The 20835-nt window shown below is 39.1% G+C and carries 18 protein-coding genes, 2 tRNA genes, 1 other RNA gene and 1 pseudogene; 12 read left to right on the top strand and 10 right to left on the bottom strand.

The features are described from left to right. Positions 1–99: 99 nt before the first annotated feature. Positions 100–657: a hypothetical protein gene (locus NLX65_RS01640; RefSeq protein ID WP_260536491.1), complete on the bottom strand. Its 558-nt coding sequence runs from the start codon at positions 655–657 to the stop codon at positions 100–102. 407 nt (positions 658–1064) lie between these two features. Here NLX65_RS01640 and NLX65_RS01635 point away from each other — a divergent pair, with 407 nt between their 5' ends. From NLX65_RS01635 to NLX65_RS01625, 3 genes are read left to right on the top strand one after another with little or no spacing between them, the layout of a single operon-like run. Then, on the top strand, positions 1065–1271 hold the full coding sequence (locus NLX65_RS01635; protein WP_260536489.1) for a hypothetical protein: 207 nt from the start codon (positions 1065–1067) through the stop codon (positions 1269–1271). Beyond that, positions 1259–1822: a hypothetical protein gene (locus NLX65_RS01630; RefSeq protein ID WP_260536487.1), complete on the top strand. Its 564-nt coding sequence runs from the start codon at positions 1259–1261 to the stop codon at positions 1820–1822. Before NLX65_RS01635 ends, NLX65_RS01630 begins: the two co-directional genes overlap by 13 nt. Positions 1823–1841: 19 nt before the next feature. After that, entirely contained in the window at positions 1842–2135 is a 294-nt protein-coding gene (locus tag NLX65_RS01625) for a hypothetical protein (protein WP_260536484.1), read from the top strand. 388 nt (positions 2136–2523) lie between these two features. On the opposite strand, the gene ssrA is transcribed toward NLX65_RS01625, so the two are convergent. Next, positions 2524–2953, bottom strand: a transfer-messenger RNA (tmRNA) gene (ssrA, locus tag NLX65_RS01620). 145 nt (positions 2954–3098) lie between these two features. Then, positions 3099–3557 (bottom strand): SsrA-binding protein SmpB, encoded by a 459-nt coding sequence (smpB, locus tag NLX65_RS01615; RefSeq protein WP_260536480.1) that lies wholly within the window; start codon positions 3555–3557, stop codon positions 3099–3101. A 236-nt stretch (positions 3558–3793) separates the two neighbouring features. Here smpB and NLX65_RS01610 point away from each other — a divergent pair, with 236 nt between their 5' ends. Both NLX65_RS01610 and mraY read left to right on the top strand, forming a co-directional pair. Further along, a complete protein-coding gene (locus tag NLX65_RS01610) occupies positions 3794–5434 on the top strand; it encodes an AMP-binding protein (protein WP_260536474.1) in 1641 nt (546 codons plus the stop codon). 10 nt (positions 5435–5444) lie between these two features. After that, positions 5445–6671: a phospho-N-acetylmuramoyl-pentapeptide-transferase gene (mraY, locus tag NLX65_RS01605; RefSeq protein WP_260536471.1), complete on the top strand. Its 1227-nt coding sequence runs from the start codon at positions 5445–5447 to the stop codon at positions 6669–6671. Between the two features lie 325 nt (positions 6672–6996). On the opposite strand, the gene NLX65_RS01600 is transcribed toward mraY, so the two are convergent. Together NLX65_RS01600 and NLX65_RS01595 are read right to left on the bottom strand one after the other, a co-directional pair. After that, positions 6997–7302 carry a hypothetical protein gene (locus NLX65_RS01600; protein WP_260536466.1) on the bottom strand — a complete coding sequence of 102 codons (306 nt, stop codon included), beginning with the start codon at positions 7300–7302 and terminating at the stop codon, positions 6997–6999. Beyond that, a complete protein-coding gene (locus NLX65_RS01595) occupies positions 7295–7756 on the bottom strand; it encodes a hypothetical protein (RefSeq protein ID WP_260536463.1) in 462 nt (153 codons plus the stop codon). The genes NLX65_RS01600 and NLX65_RS01595 overlap by 8 nt, the downstream gene beginning before the upstream one ends. Before the next feature lie 335 nt (positions 7757–8091). On the opposite strand from NLX65_RS01595, the gene hisS reads away from it, so the two are divergent. From hisS to NLX65_RS01570, 5 genes are all read left to right on the top strand, one after another. After that, complete coding sequence (gene hisS, locus NLX65_RS01590; RefSeq protein WP_260536460.1) at positions 8092–9471, top strand: histidine--tRNA ligase; 1380 nt, start codon at positions 8092–8094, stop codon at positions 9469–9471. 2 nt (positions 9472–9473) lie between these two features. Beyond that, positions 9474–10310 (top strand): metal ABC transporter permease, encoded by an 837-nt coding sequence (locus tag NLX65_RS01585; protein WP_260536457.1) that lies wholly within the window; start codon positions 9474–9476, stop codon positions 10308–10310. 226 nt (positions 10311–10536) lie between these two features. Further along, the gene (locus tag NLX65_RS01580) at positions 10537–10875 is read left to right on the top strand and encodes a DUF3127 domain-containing protein (RefSeq protein WP_260536455.1); all 339 of its coding nucleotides are present in this window, start codon (positions 10537–10539) and stop codon (positions 10873–10875) included. A gap of 631 nt (positions 10876–11506) precedes the next feature. Next, positions 11507–12145, top strand: coding sequence for a peroxiredoxin (locus NLX65_RS01575; protein WP_260536452.1), 639 nt, complete (start codon positions 11507–11509; stop codon positions 12143–12145). Positions 12146–12218: 73 nt separating this feature from the next. Beyond that, positions 12219–13751: an Npt1/Npt2 family nucleotide transporter gene (locus NLX65_RS01570; RefSeq protein WP_312025854.1), complete on the top strand. Its 1533-nt coding sequence runs from the start codon at positions 12219–12221 to the stop codon at positions 13749–13751. Between the two features lie 315 nt (positions 13752–14066). Here the strand turns inward: NLX65_RS01570 and NLX65_RS01565 are convergent, their stop codons facing one another. The 4 genes from NLX65_RS01565 to mutS form a co-directional block, all read right to left on the bottom strand. Then, complete coding sequence (locus tag NLX65_RS01565; RefSeq protein WP_260536555.1) at positions 14067–14453, bottom strand: SemiSWEET family sugar transporter; 387 nt, start codon at positions 14451–14453, stop codon at positions 14067–14069. Then, a tRNA-Leu gene (locus NLX65_RS01560) sits at positions 14427–14509 on the bottom strand. Before NLX65_RS01560 ends, NLX65_RS01565 begins: the two co-directional genes overlap by 27 nt. Positions 14510–14852: 343 nt before the next feature. After that, a tRNA-Gly gene (locus NLX65_RS01555) sits at positions 14853–14925 on the bottom strand. A 71-nt stretch (positions 14926–14996) separates the two neighbouring features. After that, positions 14997–17588 carry a DNA mismatch repair protein MutS gene (gene mutS / locus NLX65_RS01550; protein ID WP_260536446.1) on the bottom strand — a complete coding sequence of 864 codons (2592 nt, stop codon included), beginning with the start codon at positions 17586–17588 and terminating at the stop codon, positions 14997–14999. Positions 17589–17812: 224 nt separating this feature from the next. On the opposite strand from mutS, the gene NLX65_RS01545 reads away from it, so the two are divergent. Continuing rightward, a complete protein-coding gene (locus NLX65_RS01545; protein WP_260536443.1) occupies positions 17813–18877 on the top strand; it encodes an ankyrin repeat domain-containing protein in 1065 nt (354 codons plus the stop codon). 425 nt (positions 18878–19302) lie between these two features. On the opposite strand, the pseudogene NLX65_RS01540 reads toward NLX65_RS01545, so the two are convergent. After that, positions 19303–19813, bottom strand: a pseudogene (locus NLX65_RS01540) (transposase); the annotation flags it as partial. Between the two features lie 446 nt (positions 19814–20259). Here NLX65_RS01540 and NLX65_RS01535 point away from each other — a divergent pair. Beyond that, on the top strand, positions 20260–20715 hold the full coding sequence (locus NLX65_RS01535; protein ID WP_260536440.1) for a hypothetical protein: 456 nt from the start codon (positions 20260–20262) through the stop codon (positions 20713–20715). The last annotated feature ends 120 nt before the right edge of the window (positions 20716–20835 follow it).

Below are 20835 nucleotides of genomic sequence, written 5' to 3'. Positions count from 1 at the left end.
GGGGCGGTTTTTTTGACAAAAAAAAACATCGCGCTGAACACATAGTTAAAATTTTAAGAAGCAAAAATTATAGGCCATTAAACATTAGCTTGGACCTTCCTACAGCATAGCCTCTAAATAACCTTCTGGAAGCTGTACGGTAACCTTTTTGTCTACTTCGTTCACGTTAACCAGAAAGGGCTGGCCATAGGGAATTAGCAATTCCTTTTCATGATGGTTAACTGCCATCATATATTGGTCTCGGAGGCAGTATACCGCTTGTATAGTGCCAAGCTGGCCCAATACCACCTCCTCCACTAGACCATCTACCAAGCTATAAGGGAGCGTAGCTTTTATCCATTTAGGCTTAAGCGCTATAGGCAAAAATAGAGGTAGATTGCGTAGGGCGTACGCGTCTGTTTTGGATTGAATAAGATCCAATTGTACAATTGTTTTAGCCTCTGTAACGGTAATATGTTTAATGCAATAAGGTACTTTTGAATGGTCTATCTCTACAAAAAGCGCCGGGAGTCTGACGAGTTCGGCAGAGGACAACGGATATAAAAATGAAGCGATTAGACCACCATTGATTCCAATGGGCTTTTTAAATGAACCAATTTGGAAATATTGTTCATCTTGAATGGATGCGTAAAAAAGTTCTATGGGATATAAAGACATAACTACAAGTAATTTCCATCACATTTTTTGCTTGATCAAAAAACAAACACAACAAGTCAAACCTTGGGCAAAAAACAAGCCTATGCCTACTAGGTCAAAAAGCCAGATCCACCCCGAAGCATTTTACATCTAAATGAATTAATTATCACTATACAATGGCTAAACCTAGCCATTTATTCGCGCTTTAACAACTTTTGCTGGTAGAATATGAAGGTGCGATGCCCATAGTGTTTTAACCAGACGCCAACCGTAAAATATAACGCCGGATAAACTTGCCACGCTTGCCCATGTATATTGTTTCAATATTTGATTTATAATAAAAATTTTTATAGCATAAAATTAACCTCAATACGGCAAACAACTTTATGATTAGGTCATTTCTGTTTTAGTAACATAAAAAAACAACTATGTACCATCTTTCTATGGTGTGGGCCTATATGGTGGCCACATTAACTGGGTGTAGCTATCATGCAAAAAACTATATAACATATGGTTCGTGTTCAAGGCAAGAAGAGCGATTGGCATGCTCCTCGAATCCACATTTATGTAAATTGAATGATGCCCGGGAATTTGATGACTTCCTAGAAGGCGTAATAGCCTTTTGGACACGCTGAAGGAATGCTGCCGGAAGATTGATGCATATCAATCAAACTATACGGTTGATAACATTACTAAAATGGATAACGCATTGGGTCATGCACAGCATACAGGCCAGCAACATGACTTGACGGTATGTAATCCAAAAAGGTGTATACATTACCCTAGCATTGCTTTAGATACAATCATAACCTCCAAGCAAAAACAGGCTAAAGCCTTAAGCAGGCTGTCGTGTTATCAACTGATGCAGTCAGAAACAATGCATTCACATAAGCACTTCATTCAGCGGCTTTTATCTGAATCTTCAACTTATTTAATAGATAAATTTATACCTTTCTGGGGTCAATTAGTGGAAGCATTCCTATGCCATGCGCTTCAGGCTAGTGTGGCGCAAGGCACCATTGCACTGCAAGAAGCTAATAGAACCTATCAAAACGGTTATGAAACGCTTAAGGCTGTATACAGTCCAGACAATATAAAGGATGACAAAAACTTTGTTGATACTGAAATAGAAAAGAATAGGCAATATAGCCCTTTAGAACTCATGAAAAAAAATAGAAATATATAGGTTAAAACCTATTAAAAAAATGTATGACAAGGTAAGCATATTGATGCGTAAGATTACATATAATAGCGATACACTTAGAGAAAAGGTCATGGGCAGCCTGACGACGTTCTATCATATTGCCTATGGTTTTGGCATAACTGATCTAGTCGCTATCTTAGGAGCAGAAGATATGGAAATACTGAACATAAAGCTCTCTCTTGCTGATTTTATTGCAGATAATTTTACCAACCTTAATCAAATCAATGAGAAGATCAAGCAGCTTACTACACACTGCGCCACGGCGCTATTCGAACCAGAAGAAACAGAGCCATAAAAAGAAAATTTGACTTGCAGTTATTCAGAGCAATGGCGGGAGCTTAATAGAGATATATTATTGACTATCAAATAAAATATTATTATCTATTTACGTTACTGGTTAATACTAAATTTTAGTATCTGTTCAGGAACTATGTTAATAATGAATTTTATCCCACTTTTTTCTTTATAAAAAAGTGGACAAAAAATCAAGCCCTCGGCAAAAAGTCGCTGAAAGTGACATCTTACAGATGGAAAAATAGCTCGTTTCATTACTTTTACTGTGTGCCAACTTTTTATTGGCGGACATATGCAGCGGCGTATACACATTAGCCATTTCTATCTCTGTGTTAGAATAGATATTCCTTAAGTTGACGCCATTGCCTGAACACATACCTTTTTACATCGTGTGGAGCTGGAGGGAATCGAACCCTCGTCCGAACAAGAAAACCGCAACGCTTTCTACATGCTTAGTCGCTGTTTATTGTCGGCGCAACCAAGGTCAGTAACACACCTAATGTTGCACTTATGCGCGGTTATTGTTTATGCCTCCATCACGCACCTAGCGGCACTAGTTCTATGCACCGATGCCCCTATGCTGATCCCATAGAACAAAAACCAGCGGGACAAATCCCCCTTAATCTATCGATTAAGCAGCCATGCGCATTGTATCTTCGTCTTCTTCTTCATTAAGAGCAAAGAACTTGCGACGGCGAGGATTGATTACAGCTAAGTTGCCGTTTATGCATTGTGTAAGTTTGATAGGAAGAGGTAATACTTACAACACCTCGCATGCTTACATTGGATTTAACCTTCCCGTCAATTCCAGTCAACCCCAATCTGTTTATACGCCTATTGACATAATCTATCTATAAACACTTAAATCTAATACTTTTTATTAGCCCAACCAAAGATCGATTAGACTTCTTTTGAAACGCTACTGCAATACCCAGACAAAAAGCATATCCCTTAGTAAAAAATATCATATAAGATCTTTCTGCCCAGAGCGTTCCAAATCACGCGCTTTAATGGTCTGACGCTTATCATATAGTTTTTTACCACGGGCCAAAGCAATGGCTAACTTCGCAAACCCACGCTGACTGATAAACAATTCTACAGGAATAATGGTCAACCCTTTTGTGTGGGTTTTCAACAACTTTTGTAGTTCTTTTTTCTGCAATAACAACTGACGATCTCGTTTCTCTTCATGGTTATAGATGTTGCCATGGCTATAGGCAGCAATATGCATACCTTTGATCCAAAGAGCCCCTTGGTTAAAGTAACAATAGGCCTCCTGCAGCGATGCTTTACCCATTCGAATGGACTTTATTTCTGTACCTTGCAAAATAAGACCAGCCGTATACCTATCTAAAAAACTATAGGCAAAATGGGCTTGCCTATTCTTAATGCAAACCTGAAATGGGGGGTTCTTACCTGACATAGGCTTAAAAAGAAAATAGTCTGTATAGCTTTTCCAAATGTAAAAAATAAAATTGTAAAAAGAAGACGTACCGTCCAGTCAACTACTGGCCCTTATATCCATAACAGGACAAAAAACAAACTGTAACAGATGATCTAGATAGATCAGTAAAGTATCGATGCGTTGCATCACATTCTATAAAAATTATACTATATTGCAGTAGCGTTTGAAAAAACATTAAAATAGTTTTATATACTATGACACGAAGACCTTGGGTGCAACATTATCCTGCTTCTATACCGGACTCCATCGATACTTCGAGGTATCGTTCATTGGTCCATTTCATGGAAGAAATTTTTGCGCAATATCAAGATTTACCGATGTGTGAAAACATGGGGAAAGTGCTGACCTTTCATGCAATGGATAAGTTGTCTAAATCTTTTGCAGCTTATATCCAGCAATATACCAATTTATCAGTAGGGTCACATGTAGCAGTTCAATTACCGAATCTATTGCAATATCCCATTGCCGTATTGGGTATGCTACGTGCTGGACTAGTAGTAGTAAACATGAATCCACAATACACCCCTTCTGAAATGGCTTATCAGCTTAAAGACGCTGGTGTACGTGCGATCGTGATCTTAGAAAACTTTGCCCACAAACTGGCTGAAATCTTGCCAGATACATCTATTCAAACCATTATTGTTACCAGAGTGGGTGACATGCTTGGCTCCATAAAAGGCAAGGTGCTGAATTTTGCTATCAAACATATCAAAAAACTAGTACCTGCATACAGCTTGCCACACGCCATCTCTTTTAAGGAGGTTTTAGCAAAAGGTAAAAAAGCTATTTTTCGTCCTGTTGGCTTACAATCTTCTGACACGGCTTTTTTACAATACACAGGCGGGACAACAGGTGTATCCAAAGGCGCTGTTCTATCCCATGGGAACCTAACAGCTAATTTCCAACAATTAGAACCTGTAATGCGCCTTTTCTTAAAGGAAAAAGAAGAACGGACCATGATCCCACTACCGCTTTATCATATTTTAGGGTTAGGAAGCCTATTTGCGATGGCCAAGCTGGGTGCAAAATGTTCATTAATTACCAATCCTAGAGACATTCCAAGGTTAATAAAAGAACTACAGAAACGTAAGCCTACTTGTTTAATAGGCATTAATACCTTATTTGAAAAACTATTGGCGCATAAAAATTTTAAAAAACTCAAGCTTACTGCTTTAAAGCTGACGATAGCAGGTGGGATGAAAACGCAAGAAAATGTTAAAAATCAATGGGAAAGCATAACTGGCAGTAAGCTTATGGAAGGGTATGGGCTAACGGAATGTTCACCCGGCATCTCCACTGACATGATCAACGGCCTCCACCATATGCCACTCCCTGGCACATTTGTAATCGTAGCAGACGAAACAGGAAAAGAGGTGCCTTATGGCACTCCTGGTGAATTACTGATCAAGGGTCCTCAACTAACCAAAGCCTATTGGCAAAAACCGACAGAAACAGCAGGCGCCTTTATAAATGGATGGTTTAAAACAGGCGATATAGCCACTATGGATGCCAATGGGTTTGTCTCTATTGTGGACCGCAAAAAAGATATGATTAATATTTCTGGTTTTAATGTATACCCGAATGAAATAGAGCAAACCCTAATAGGTCATCCGAAAGTGCTAGAAGTAGGTGCTATTGGCATCACAGATGTCACCCTAAAGGAAGCGATTAAGGTTTTTATTGTAAAAAAGGACGCAACGCTTACTGCTGAGGAAATTATAGCCTATTGCAAAGCAAAAATGACCCGCTATAAGGTACCTAAATATGTGGAATTTTGTAATAGCTTACCCAAATCACCTATAGGTAAAGTGCTCAGGAGATTATTAAAAGGGTAGAGGGTTTTGTATGCTATATTATTTATTCAAATACCTACACACTAGCTTGCAGTGGCCTGGAACAGGCTTATTTAAGTATATTTCTTTTCGAGCAGCTATAGCTACCCTTAGCTCTTTTACCATTATTTTTCTACTGGGGCAGCGCTTTATAGATGGGTTGCGCAAAAGACAAATTACCGAGCCCAATCGAGCACTAGGGTTTAATGAAGCCAATAAGAAGACAAACACGCCTACTATGGGGGGGATACTGATTATCCTCGCAACTGTGGTACCCACCTGGCTCTTTTCAAAACTGCATAACATATATATCATCCTATTGTTAACTACTACGATTTGGATGGGGCTCGTAGGCTTTTTGGACGACTATATCAAGGTATTTAAAAAACAAAAAAGTGGGTTAAACGGATGGATTAAACTATTAGGCCAAATGACTTTAGGCTGTATCGTAAGTGCTACACTATATCTGCATCAAGACGTAGTCATACGCGAGGTATCGCTCCCCACGCAGGCAATACCTACTCCGCTAGGCGATCCTATAGCCTCTGACTATAATGACATAAAATCTACCAAAACAACCATCCCTTTTTTCAAAGGGAATGAGCTGGATTATGCGCAAATAACAGCTAGCCTATTAGGTAATACATATTACACATGGATCCTCTATATGGTGGTTGTCGCTTTTATTATTGCTGCTGTGTCCAATGGCTCTAATTTAACGGATGGGCTGGATGGATTAACAGCCAGTACTTCTGTAATTGTTGGTACTACTTTAGCTGTGCTTGCTTACTTATCTGGCCACATTATATTTGCTAAATATTTAAATATCATGTATATCCCAAACCTGGGAGAACTGACTATATTTTGTTGTGCATTTGTAGGGTCATGTATGGGGTTTCTTTGGTATAATGCCTATCCTGCGCAAATTTTTATGGGTGATACCGGCAGCTTAACGATCGGTGCCATCATTGCGGTAGTAGCTATTTGTATTCGAAAAGAACTACTGATTCCAATACTATGCGGCATATTCCTTATGGAAAATCTATCGGTGATCCTACAAACCAGCTATTTTAAATTTACTAAAAGGCATTATGGCGCCGGTAGAAGGATCTTCAAGATGGCTCCTCTCCACCACCACTACCAGAAACTAGGATGGCATGAATCCAAGATTGTAACCCGGTTTTTAATCCTGAGCATTTTATTGGCTATTGCTACGCTAGTGACTTTAAAAGTTCGATAAAAATAGGTATCTATTTACGTGTATCTGTTCACATTACTCGTTAATAATGGATCTTATCCCACTTTTTTCTTGATAAAAAAGTGGAGAAAAAACCAGCGGGTGGAACAGATACTTAATCCTTTTCTATCGCATCAACCATGTTGTATCCTTGATGCGTTTATCTAAGAAGACCAAAGGAAAAACGTCGAGCAATAGCAGGGTCCCCTCGTTTAGCCAACACTAGCCCTCCCCACGATTCTTTCGCGCCCTTTGTTAGCACAGTCTTAAAATCACTACCCCCCCCCCAGAACATAAAGTTTCCCTAACCAAGGTAAAAGCTTAAATTTCATCCCAAGGTAGGTGTCCAGTAGTAATCACTAATTAGGTCTAAATCATTTGGTCTAAAGGTTTCTCTACAGATAGGACAGGGCAGCTTTTTATATAGGCAACAAATTTTTCTCCAGTATCGACCTAAATTAGGACCTTGTCTATTCACCCACTGTTTGATGGAATCATTATGAAAGGCATGCGTAGCATGACAGGGCAGAACCATAAAATTACCCTGCAGATCAGACAAACAGATAGCGCACTCGTTTGGCCCATTTTGGGCATCCTCTGTGGCCTCTAAACACTTACCCTTCCTTTCATCCATGGTTAATTGTGCAGATATTGCCCTCTAAAACTTCTATAAGGCTAATGCGTGCACCTTGCAATGCGGTTATCGCATCAGGCGTAAGCTGCATAATACATTGTTCTACTCGTCTTTTTAACTGCTTCGCAAACGTTACGCTATGATCCAAAGCAAACAGCAATGCGTCTTTATAAAGATAGACAGCCTCTTGTTCAGGCACACTATGATCTTCCCCTATAGATCTACTACATAGCTCACTGGCAGATCCACTATAAGGCGCATAACTACCAGGCCAGGCTGCTTGTATGGCGTGCAAACAAGATGCGCCACCCAAAACGATAAGGATACAGCATATTAGAACAGAAACTAGGTGTCTTGAATAAGTATTGTGTTGCCTATAGCGCATTGGTTTATATTTTAGTTCGTTTTGGCCCGTCTTGTCTATTGCCCTGGATAAAGAAAGGAAACCTTCCACAGGTAGCAAGGCCACTTACTGCTTCAAGCAGTATATATGGAAATAGTTTTCTTTACATACAAATATACTTTAACATTAACAATTAGATTTTAAACTTGCCGATTCCATACACCAATAATATGCCTTAAAAGGTTTAACAGCAAGCAACTGACATAGGTGAATTGCTCAGGCAAAAAAGTATGCTAGGGCGCATGGTATTTGAATGAGTCAACCATTAAGCATTGCTCAACTATTGTGAATCATCTTATGATCCTGTAAATTAGCAGCTGGCATAGTTGCATTGGTTTATGATGCTATGATATAACAATCTATCTTTCACCCATTCGCAAAAGTAGATGACCCTATTACCCAGTCTTGTAAAAGGCATGCGCGACTACAGCAGCCTGCAGGTCTACCGGCGCAATTATATGCTTGCCGCCATTCAGGCTATCTATACACGTTATGGCTTTGAGCCACTGGAAACCCCTGCGTTGGAGCACCGTTCTACCCTTACAGGGAAATATGGCTCTGAAGGAGAACAGCTGATGTTTAACGTACTCAAATCTGGTGATTTCCTAGAAGGCATAGAGGCAAATACTACAGACTACAAAAAATTAAAAGCGCTGCTCAGCGACAAAGGGCTCCGTTATGATTTAACGGTTCCCTTAATGCGCCATATTGCAGCACATCAACATGAAATATGCTTCCCATTTAGGCGCTACCAAATGCAACCCGTATGGCGGGCAGACAGACCCCAAAGAGGTCGTTATAGAGAGTTTTTACAGTGTGACGCGGATATTATCGGCAGCACCTCTTTACTGTGTGAAGCAGAAATCTTAAAATTAATCTACGACGTATGTACCCAACTGAACATACGAGGCTTTTGCATCAAAATCAACCATAGAGGCATACTATCCGCTATTGCTGATCCAGAAAAAGAAAAAGAAAAAGAAAAATTATTTTGTACGATTGTAGATAAACTAGAGAAAATTGGCCTAGAAAAAGTGATTGCTGCCTTACAGGCAGCAGGCTTTAGTAGCCAAGCAACTGCATCATTGGTGCAATTGCAAAATTGTAACGGGAGCCATACTGAACGGTTGGGCCAATTACAAGCAGCTATCGGCGATGTAGCACAAGGCGCCAAAGCAATAGAGGAATTGAGCAACATACTTACACAAGCGCATGGCCTTGGCCTACCAGATGGCATCTGTTGCATAGACCCAACCCTAGCAAGAGGGTTGGCCTATTACACCGGACTGGTTATGGAACTAACAGTAGCGGCTACACCAATAGGCAGCCTGGGGGGAGGCGGTAGGTATGCAAACCTTGGCGCGCTATTTGGGGCAAAGGGCTTGACTGGCGTAGGGTTTTCTTTTGGGATAGATAGACTCTACGACCTTATGGAAGCGCAAAATCTCTTTCAATCTATTACCACCTACACCACAGAGGTTTTATTAACCAATCTTGAAGCAAAAGCAGAAATGCAATTGCTTCACCTATTGAACCAGTTGCGTACAGCAGGCATTCAAGCAGAAATATATCCTCAACGGGTAAAAATCAACAAACAATTAAGCTATGCGCATAAAAAAAATATCCCTTTTGTGGTTATAGTAGGGGAAACAGAATATGCGATGGACCACTACACGCTAAAGAATATGCAAACAGGGGTGCAAAATAGGTATCGTGCGTCCGAACTCCTTGGCCTGTTAAAAACAGCCTTAGCCACAAAATGCTAGCTATGGATACACTTTGGACCATTATTATCGCTGCATTGGCCAGTATAAACTGCGCTTTAGTAGGTACCTATCTGGTATTGAGGAAAATAGCCATGATGGGAGATGCCATTGCCCATTCTACGCTACCAGGTATTGTATTGGCACTCCTGATCACTGGATCTAAAAGTTCACCTATGCTCATCACTGGCGCAGGTATAACCGGTGTGTTGGTCACCTTTTTGATTGCATTTTTAGAAAAAAAAATAAATATACAGGCAGATGCAGCTATAGGAATCAATTTCACCTTTCTCTTCGCTTTAGGGGTTATTCTTATCTCTTTTTTTAGTAGAAAAATAGACTTAGACCCAGAATGCAGTCTATATGGTGAATTGGCAACAGTTCCATTAGATGTGTGGCGCACAGCTAGTGGCATCAACCTAGGGCCTAAAGCATTTTACATTTTACTAACGGTTTTAGTCATTAATCTAAGCTTTCTGGTCATGGGCTATAAACAGCTGTTTGTAAGCACATTTGACCCACAATTTGCCCAAAGCATTGGCGTACATACCACCCGTTGGCACTATGGCTTAATGGGTATTACCTCATTGACAACTGTTGCTGCCTTTGAAGTAGCAGGCGCGATTTTAGTAGTGGCCCTTTTAATTGTGCCAGCTGTAAGCAGCTATTTGCTTACAAAATGCCTGAAACGTTTGTTAGTTTATAACTTGCTCTTTGCTATCATAACATCTATTAGCGGATACTATATCAGCCTCTGGTTGAATAGTTCTATGGCCGCTACAATGGTTACTATAGCAGGGCTATTATGCTTAGTTGCTTTTGTATTCGCCAAAAATAATTAAGATTATAGCTAGTAGGGCTAAAGAAGCGATCTGGATCATCCAGTCCTGAGGAGTATAGACCTTTTTTTAAACCTATTTATGATGGTCAATTTTTTTAGAAGCAGCACAGTAGACAGCCTTACGCAGCGGGATTTGCAGTGCATAAATAAGCCTTAAAATGGCCATTAGCCATTGCGTTTTGAAAGCGGTCTAGTATCATTTTTATTTTATCAAACCAATATTTACTATGCATATAACTGGAAGATTATTCGAAATTAGTCCACCACAACAAGTATCTGAATCATTCAAAAAAAGAAATTTTGTGGTAGAATATGTAGAAAATCCACAATATCCCGAATACATCTCTTTTGAGTTGATTCAAGATAAATGTGATCTACTAGATGGGTTCATGGAAAAAGAAGAAATAACGGTTCATTTCAATCTACGGGGCAGAAAATGGACCAACCCAGAAGGAGTTGTGAAATACTTTAATGCTTTGCAAGCATGGCGTCTAGAAAAAGGTAATCAATTAAACGAATCGCCTGCAGCTAGTCCATCTAATGTAGAAGATGATTTGCCATTTTAAGGGGGTGTATGGCTTATTTTTTGCTTGAACAGCCTTTTAGAAACAGTAAAAACAAGCAAAGTCCCTTGTAAAAAGTTGTAATGCGCAAGTGTTGCTTTACAGATGATTAAGCAAACCGCGTGCTTGAAGCCCCAAGAGCAGACCCATAGTGTATGGTCCAGGCTCTTTGCAACAACTTTTTGCACGGAACTTGTTTGCTTGGTTGGCTACTTTTTTATATCTGTTCACAATACTAGTTAATAATGAATTTTATACCACTTTTTTCTTGATAAAGAAGTGGACAAAAAAATCAAGCCCTGGGTAAAAAGCCGCTGAAAGTGGTAGTTTACAGATGAAAAAACAGGAAGCGCCCCCTTTGGGGGCTTTAAAGGAAACTGTTTTTCCTAATCATCTGTAAACTGCCATTTTCTAAACCGCGACTTTTTACAGGGGCGTTGTTCTTTTAACGCAAAAAAACCATCATGCTGAACACATACATTTTTTATCAACCAAAAAATAGCCTATACATGCTTTATATGATTTATTAAAAAAAAGTATAAATTTGCAGTGTAAACGTCCGCGCATCTAGCATTACAGATAAGGTTAGCAGCAGCAGGCGGCTTGTTATCATTTTTTAATTATATAATATACCGTGCATTTACTAGGAACAAAGGCCCCTGTTTTTAAGGCGCCGGCTGTCATAGATGGTGGAAAGGTCACAACTGACTTTTCACTGGAACAATTTTTAGGAAACCAAGAAGTACTTTTTTTCTTTTACCCAAAAGATTTCACTTTTGTCTGTCCTACTGAATTATTATCCTTCCAACAATATTTACCCCAATTTATAGAACGCAATGTAGCACTAGTCGGTTGCTCTACCGACACAGAAGAAAGCCATACGACTTGGCTACACACACCCACAGCAAAAGGGGGTATCGCTGGCGTAACCTATCCATTGGTTGCTGATACCAGTAAGACCATTGTTGCCAACTATGGTGTTTTAGGAGGCACCTGGAGCTATAACGAGCATAACCAGTTGATTTTCACAGGAATTCCTGTAGCTTATCGTGGTACTTTTTTAATTGACAAAGAAGGTATCGTACGCTATATGGCCATCAATGACTTGCCACTAGGTAGAAATATCAGTGAGATACTGCGTATAATTGATATGTGGCAACATGTGACTCAATTTGGAGAAGTTTGCCCGGCGAATTGGGCAAAAGGCAGTAGGGCGATGCAAGCTACCCCAGAGGGCCTATCCAACTATCTAACCCTAAACACAGAACTATGAAAAAAACATAACGAACATTCTATAAAAATATTTGACAATACCATAAAATAGCTGATGCATCCATCAATATTTTATGTTTTATATTCTAACTAAATTAAAATATACAATGAGCACGAAAAAAGAGTTTGGTAACCTGCGTGGGATGCTATTTCCCATTCATAAAAGTGAGCTACGTAAATTTTTGCCAATGGCCTTTATATTTATTCTCATATCTTTCTGTTACGCGCTTACACGTTCTCTTAAAGATATGAATATCCTTAAGGAGATAAATACTACAGCTATCTACTGGTTAAAAGCAGTAGCGATTACACCTAGCATGATTTTCTTTACCATTCTTTATGGAAAAGTGAGTCGTTCTACAGGAAGGGATGGCAGATTCAATGCCGTTATGATTTACTTTCTTTCATTTTTTACCCTGTCACTGGTTTTTTTACTACCTCAAAAAGAGCTATTGCAACTCACTAGCCTCTCTAAACTACTGGAAGCAAAATTTCCAAGCCTTGTAGGACTGTGGGGAGCTATTTGCCATTGGCCTATTTCTCTCTTTTATATCCATGCTGAGGCTTGGGGCACTTTTGCACTAAGTGTGGTATTTTGGACCTTTGTAAATGAGATTACTGCTGTAAATCAAGCAAAAAGGTTTTATAGCTTTTTAAGTATGTTTGCAGCCGTGGGCAGTATTCTAGCTGGATGTATTCTTAAGCTTGAGAGTGTAGCTGCCAATTTTGATCAAGGTTTAAAGTTTGTGATTACGGCTATTGTGCTGATTCTGTTCGTATACAACTATTTTACAGCAGATATAAAAGCCAATCCAGCCTACTATCAAATTGAACAAAAGCCTAAAAAAGTAAAGGTAAAAATGTCCTTTATGGATTCTATGAAGTTCCTAGCGCGCTCTAGGTATCTGATATTGCTTTCCATATTGGTAATCGGTTATGGATTAGTGATTGCGCTTTTTGAAGCCGTACAAAAAGCACAAATTCAGCAATATGTAAAAATTACTGGAGACAATACCATTTATGCAGGGATTTATTCACAGCAACAAATTGCAGTAGGCATCATCTCTATTTTAGTGACCCTTTTCCTTGCCACACCTATACGAAAAAGAGGATGGGGATTTGCCGCATCTGCCACACCGGTTACGGCATTAGTGATGACTGTGTTGTTTTTCACTTTTCTACGATTTGGTGATGCTTTGGATGATTTTTTAAAGGGTTTTAATCTCACTGCTTTGCATCTATCTGTTCAAGTAGGCCTCTATAATGTAGTTTTGATTAAGTCGGTGAAATATGTCCTTTTTGACCCAACGAAAGAAGCGGTCTATATTCCACTAGATGAAGAAACCAAGGTACGTGGGAAAGCCGCTGTAGATGGTGTAGGCTCTCGTTTGGGAAAGAGTTTAGCCTCTGTATTGATTACGGGTATGTCCACGTTGATTGGTGGTGGTGATATCGCTAGTATTCGTACGCCCATCGTACTGATCATCATAGCTGTGATTATACTTTGGTTAATAGCTGTTCGCACACTAGGTAAGCTAAAAGCTGCAGCTGAGCAAAAACATGAGGCAGAACTTGCAGATGCCAATAAGGTGCAGGTAACCAGCTAGATACAAAGTATCTTTTGCACACTTTTGGCTTGGTCCAAAAGTGTGCAAAAAACCAGTGATTTGAACAGATACATATTATTTTAATCAGCGTTTTTTTCGATTGCGTCAATTTAAAGCGCTTATGGCCGCCGAGTATCTGTTCACGTTACTGGTTAATAGTATGTGTTCAGCACAGTGGTTGTTATTAGGTATCTGTTTCAGTCACTGGTTTTTTGCGTCAAAAAAAACGCACAGTGAGTTGAACAGATACTACTTTAGAGTAGCCTGGCCATACAACTGAAGGGATGCGAAGGATAAGGTATGCATCGCAATGTTTTACAATAGACGTTCTTTCCGTTTTTTACGGTGGTCAGCTGGCTGTACGAGATTTGGACGATCCGTTGCACGGTATTTGCACTTGAGCGCTAGCATAATCAAAGAACCAATGGTCAGCAACACATTCGTTAAACACAATGGCTTATCAGCTGTCATTGCGCCATAAAGGGTCCAGCTAATGGAAGAAACCGTCAGGTTCAAGAGCATCAACATGGAAACGTCATGAACAGATTTTGTTCTATAGGACTGTATAATCTGCGGAAGCAGGGAGAGCACGGCTGTAGATGAACCGATACATGCCACTACATCTAAAAAGGAAATAGAACCCATCGATACAACGAGAAACAATACTTTAATGCGTACCAGGAGCGGGGATCGAACCCGCATGGCCAAAGGCCACAAGATTTTAAGTCTTGCGTGTATACCAATTCCACCATCCTGGCAAAGCCGAATATCCATGGGAGTATCTGTTCACATTACTCGTTAATGATGAACCTTATCCCACTTTTTTCTTGATAAAAAAGTGTACAAAAAATCAAGCCCTCAGTAAAAACCGCTGAAAGTGCCATCTTACAGATGGAAAAACAGGAAGCGCCCCCTATAGGGGCTTCAAAGGAAACTGTTTTTCCAAATCATCTGTAAAATGCGACTTTTTACAGGGGCGGTTTTTTTTGACGCAAAAAACCATCGCGCTGAACACATACCCGTGGGGAGATAAAAATAAACGCAACATCTACTCAACCACTGATCATTATATGAAATAGAGGCTTACAAACAGATCAGATGAGCGAGAAACGGGACTCGAACCCGCGACCCCGACCTTGGCAAGGTCGTGCTCTACCAACTGAGCTATTCTCGCTTATACGCTATACAATAGACCGAATTTACTTAAAGATTCTATTTTTTCAAAATCGTTATCCACTTTTATAGCTAATTTTTAAATCTTTCAACCCTATTTTTGAGGTCATTGAGTTTTATTAAAGCGTCTACTGGAGAAAGAGTATTGATGTCAATGCTTTCTAAGTAGGCTTTAAGCTCACTGAGGCCATTATCTGGCTCAAAAAGTTTAAGTTGATATTGTACTTGCGGCAATTTTTCTACCTGGGCATGCCTGCCTACTTGGGATAGGTGCGCCAATACCTCTCTTGCTCTTTCCAAAATGGTAACAGGCATACCAGCCATTTGGGCTACATGAATGCCAAAGCTATGCTGGCTACCTCCAGCCACCAGTTTATGTAGAAATAGAATTTTTCGATCTATTTCCTGCACCGCTACATGAAAGTTTTTAACTCTAGGGAGCGTTTTGGCCAACTCATTCAACTCATGGTAATGGGTAGCAAAAAGCGTTTTAGGCTTATAATTCGGGTGATTGTGCAAATATTCCACCAGTGCCCAAGCAATAGAAATCCCATCATAGGTACTGGTACCACGTCCTATCTCATCCATCAATACCAAACTACGTTCACTAAGATTATGCATAATACTGGCTGTTTCGGTCATCTCCATCATAAAAGTGGACTCCCCTTGGGCCAAGTTATCGGATGCGCCTACTCTTGTAAAGATTTTATCTACCACGCCAATTTGGGCCGAGTCCGCTGGTACAAAAGAACCCATCTGAGCCATTAATACTGTTAGTGCCACCTGACGCAATAGGGCGGACTTACCAGCCATATTAGGCCCTGTAATGACTAAGATTTGTTGTTCAGATGGATTTAAATAGATATCATTAGGGGTATAAGCTTTATCTATGGGTAAGCGCTGCTCAATAACCGGATGGCGGCTCCCTATCAGATGCAACAGGTGGCCATCATCTATCACAGGTTTGTTATAATGGTGCTCAACGGCTTGTTTGGCAAACGCCAGATAACAATCCAATTGTGCAACATGTTTTGCATTGTCTTGAATGGGTGGAATAAATGCTGCCGCTTCCTCTACTAACGCTTGATAGAGTTGTTGTTCTAGCAGCTGTGCTTCTTCGCCTGCGTGTAGGATCTGTTCTTCATACTGTTTTAACGCTTCGGTGACATACCGTTCTGCACCCGCTAGGGTTTGTTTGCGTATCCAATTGGTGGGTACTTTATGTTTATGGGCATTAGGTACTTCAAGGTAATAACCAAATACACGGTTATAAGAGACCTTTAAAGAAGGAATACGGGTACGCTTGCTTTCCATTTGTTGCAGTTGAATCAAATAATCTTTACCCTCGTACATGATTTTATTCAACGCATCCAACCGCTCATGGACCTGTGGTCTAATCAGCCCACCTTGATGGATAGATAGCGGCGGATCCTCCTGAAGGGTACGGTGGATGCTATGCACCAAAGCGTGGCATCCATGGAGTTGTGCATGTAGTTTTTGTAGGCATCTAACCCCTTGCAAGGCCGTTTGTATCGCTTGCACTTGCTCCAATGCCCTTTTTAGCGCTACCATGTCCCGTGGCTGGACCCTGCTGGCCGCTACTTTAGAGATTAACCGCTCTACATCACCTATTTGTTTCAAATAGCTGACCAATAATGCAGTCAATGTACCATCTCCTACCAGGTATTCAACTATAGCCAACCGTTCTTGGATAGGTTGCACCGCTTTAAGCGGAAACAGCAGCCATTTTTTAAGTAGTCGTGCCCCCATAGGGGTCACTGTTCTATCTAATAGGTCAATCAATGCCGTTCCCCCTACCTGTTGTGGCACCATCAACTCCAAAGCTTTAACGGTAAATGGGTCAAGCCAGGCATAGTGATGCGCCTCTAGGCGAACAATGGAACGAATATGTTTAATTTTTTTATGTTCTGTTTCTGATAAGTAGTGTAAAACTACACCAGCTGCTGTAATACCCATAGGGCAACCTGCAATACCAAACCCTTTTAAAGAGTGGGTACCAAAATGGTTATTCAGCAGACCATAGGCATAGTCAAACTGAAATACCCACTCATCGAGTGGATAGATATGAAAAGCATCTTGCGCAAATGCATCCCATAAGGCCTGCTGTTTTTTGTTCAAAACAATTTCCGATGGCGCCAAGTGATGCAACACTTTTTGGATATAATCAGCGGCACCTTGCGTCACAAAAAATTCCCCTGTAGAAAGATCTAAGCAAGCTATACCTAGCATTTTTTTATCAAAAACAATAGAGGCTAGGTAGTTATTGGCGCTTTGATCCAACACCGCTTCATTAAAAGAAAGACCAGGCGTAACCAGTTCTGTAACCCCTCTTTGTACAATACCCTTGGCCTGTTTAGGATCTTCCAATTGATCACAAATCGCTACGCGATAGCCCGCTTTGACCAACTTAGGCAGATATAGATCTAAAGAATGGTGGGGAAAACCCGCCAATTCCACACTAGCCGCCGATCCATTGGCCCGTTTGGTAAGCGCAATATCCAACACGTTACTCGCCTGCACTGCATCTTCCAAAAAGGTTTCATAAAAATCACCCACGCGGAAAAGCAACAACGCCCCAGGATATTTCTCTTTAATAGCGAAATACTGCCGCATTAACGGTGTTGGCTCAACTGGTTTAGACATAATAATATAAGGTAATAGTTAAAGCGTTAAAGTAGTACATTTGGTCGATATACAAGCACGCTACAACCCAATTGGCCACCATTCTCTACCTTAAAACGACAACATCTATAGCTACAACTTAGGTTTTTTAACATGGATTACGTATTTTTTTAAAAAAAAGGGAAGCTCTCCGTGTAAATAGAAGCGCATGATTTGCTAGAATTTAATTAAAAAAAAATAAAAACATGAAAGGCATAAAGGGAATGAGTAAACGGTTTGGTTTATTGGCCAAAGGGACAAAGGCGCTATTGCTGTTAGTTGTGTTGCAGGCTCAGGTGTGTAGGGGATGGAGTACAAGTGGAACAGCAGGATGTATGGCAATGAAGATGAATGTTGATCAATATCGTGAACATATAGAGAACCAAAAAGATATTAGTGTTCCAGATGAAAAGAATCGCAACGGGTTTTACGCTACGGTAAAGCACAATGAGCCTGAAAAAGTCAAAATAATTTTAGAACGCTTTGTTGAAGATAAAAAATCAGGATTTTTGCACAAAAATGCAGACTTTATAAATGCGCCTGACCCAAAATCTGGGAACACACCTTTGACGGAAGCTATACAACAAGGCAATAAAAAAATATGTGACATTTTTATAGAATTTAAGTCAGCGGTTAATCTCAATAAAGAAGACAAGGATGGTACGCGGCCGATTTTGACGGCATGTCAGAAGCGAGGTGCACCGAATAAATACATAGCTAGTAGATTAATCGAGCAGCCTGAAACAAATCTCACGTGCACAGATCCAAAGTCAGGTAACAATATATTGCATTTCGCTGTTGCAAATAAATGGACAGAAATAGCAAGAAAATTGATTTATAAACTTGACCCGAAAGAATTATTTAATAAAAATAACAATGGTGAGACGTTTCTGCATACCCTTGCTTGTGTAAATGATCTAGAGCTATTTACAAAACTACTGCCTCAATTGATTAAGCTATCAGGGGTAGATGAAGTAATCAAGCAATTTTTTTCAACAACAAAAGACGGGAAAACTGTATGGTCTTCGATCTATTTATCCGCATTCATCCACAAAAAGGGTACACAACCTATATGGTCTGATAAGAATACTAAAATATTCAGGTATGTCATAAAGACTGTAAAAAATGGTCTAAAACTAGAGGATTGGAATCATATTTTAAAGGATATTAAGAATCACGAGGGTACAACTTGGGTGGGCTGGTTTAAAGGTGATATAGGTAAACAATATGCTGATACCTTGATCCAAATAGTAACAGAGGAAAGGAAGTAGCACGGGCAGCATACATCTAATATATTTTCCATAGATCAATCTGCTTAAGCAGCAGAAAAAAGGTTCCCTTAAACTGAAAGCACAGCCTTAGAGTTATAAGCTTAGCCCTGAGGCTGTGCTTTATATCTATTCAAGTCACTGGTTTTTTATGTCAAAAAAAACTATCACGCTGAACACATACAGTATCATCTTACAGATGATTTTGAAAAACAATTTCCTTTCAAGCCCCCAAAAGGGGGGCTGTTTTTCCATCTGAATAATGACACTTTTAGCTACTTTTTGCAGAGAGCTTGATTTTTATCCCAATTTTTTCTTGATAAAAAAGTGGGATAAAATCCATTATTAATCAGTAACGTGAACTATAATGGACTGATTTTTTCGGAGTTTTTTTTCTTTACTTTTCTTTCCTGTTATTTCCGCATTTTCTAGGTTACCATTTTTAAATGGTTAAGATAAACGTTCATAGGTTTTTGATAGTTAATACTAGAATGAAACCTTTGGTAATTATATTTAGTAATGTAACTGCTAATTCCCTCTTTTAACACCTTAATATTTTAAAACTCATTGATAATGTTGCAATTATATTTTAGTGTTCTAAAAAATATTTCCATTACAATATTATCAATACTTCTACCTTTTCCACTCATATAGATTTGAATATTATGATTTTTTAATAGTCCTGTATACTTATGACTAGTATACTGGCTACCTTGATCACTATTAAAGCACGCTGGTACAGGATATTTGCTAAGTGCCTCTTGCAGTGTGTCTGTTACAAGCCTTGTATCCATAATCCATAGTATTGGATAATTTATAGCTTATAGCTTTACTATGCCAATCTATAATAGCCGAAAGATACATGTAACCAGTATTGGTTCGAATATAAGTAATATTCCCACTCCAAACCTGATTCGATTTAGGTACATGAACCTGCTTTGTCTTACCAGAGTTGACCCAATATTTATGTATGATTCGTAGAGGTTGTTACAATAAGAATGTAAGATTAAGTTCAGCTTGTATTCAGTTTAAATAGTTTAATTATTTAATTCAATTTTTAAAATTTTTTATAAGGTCAACAATCGTATATATTTTGATCACCTGCTCTACACTGGTTTCATTGTCTTTAGTCCTCATATTGATTGAGATGTGTATTTATGGATAACTTGATTAAGTTATCCATAAATACAGATCATCACATATTAAATTATTAATTTAATAATGATAATTAAATAATGAACAGGTAGAAATCCTGTCAAGTTTAAACTTGATCTGACAATAGAGGTGTAACAATCTCTACGAATCACACAGACTATATACCTAGTTTAGATCGTACTAGAAACCTTAAAAGAGACTGTTCTTTTTCCTCTTATAGAGAAAAGTATTTGTTAGGTAAGATAGATTCTTTTACCAGTAGAAGTAGTAATTTCCTGGGTACCAAATCTCCAAAAAGTTTAAACAGCCTTTGCTCAGATATTCAAAGAGAATTTCGTCGGTCAGATCAAATCAAAATAGCTGCTAAAGAGTCCAATAATCGTCTGATCCCCATCTATAAAGAACAAATTAAAAATCTAGAGATTCAAAATAAAAAGATAGATAAAACGTTATCTAACCCTAACTTTTATAAAAATGACCCAGTAAAATATTTTCAATTAGAAAGCCTAAAAAATAACAATTTCATGACTATGAGGAAGTTGGTAGAGCGGATCAATAGGATTCAAGTTCAATCAGAAGAGGTTTCTAAAAAAGATAAAGAGGCTATCGCAGCACTATATAGTGAAAAGCTAAACCAGGATTTAATCCAACATATCCTTAAAAATAAAATAAAATTCACTAGTTAAGATTTAATCTGACAATTATTAACTTTGTACGGATATAAATTATACCTATTATGAACTTACATCAAAAAATCATTAAACCGAAATTAGGCTTATTGGAACTGGCAAAAACGTTAGGGAACA

Origin of the sequence: Candidatus Cardinium sp. TP (assembly GCF_025215055.1) — a bacterium.
Lineage (GTDB): Bacteria > Bacteroidota > Bacteroidia > Cytophagales > Amoebophilaceae > Cardinium.
This window is presented reverse-complemented; position numbering and strand designations above follow the sequence as displayed.